General features: G+C 64.3%; 1 protein-coding gene. It reads right to left on the bottom strand.

Translation table 11 applies throughout. The features are described 5' to 3' along the window. The coding region (locus tag EN852_RS36240) for an SDR family NAD(P)-dependent oxidoreductase (RefSeq protein ID WP_135879717.1) at positions 1-365 on the bottom strand (365 nt) is incomplete at its 3' end. Positions 366-373 lie beyond the last annotated feature (8 nt).

Genomic DNA, 373 nt, shown 5'->3' with positions numbered 1-373 from the left:
CCGCGCACATTGGTGTCGAAGATCTGATCAAAGAGCTCTTCAGTCGTCTCGACCAACGATCCCCGCGCGGAAGTGGCGGCGGCGTTGACCAAAGCGTTCAGCGTGCCGAAATGGCCAAGCGCCGTTGCCACGGCGCGCTTGCAATCGGCCACCTTGGCGACATCGGCGCTGATGAAGATGGCGTCGACGCCATTCTTCTTCAGCACTGCCACCGCCTTGTCGCCCTTTTCCTGCGAGCGGCCGATCAGCGCCAGCGCGCAGCAGCCCTCGTCCGCCAAGGCCTCGGCGACAGCGAAGCCGATGCCCTGCGCGCCACCGGTGACGATGGCGCGCGTTTCAGAATTGCGACCGGCCAAACCGCTCATCGTTTTGC

The sequence above is a fragment of the Mesorhizobium sp. M2E.F.Ca.ET.209.01.1.1 genome, assembly GCF_004010375.2.
GTDB lineage: Bacteria > Pseudomonadota > Alphaproteobacteria > Rhizobiales > Rhizobiaceae > Mesorhizobium.
Note: the sequence above shows the minus strand (reverse complement) of the source record. Positions and strands in the feature narration are given on the sequence as shown.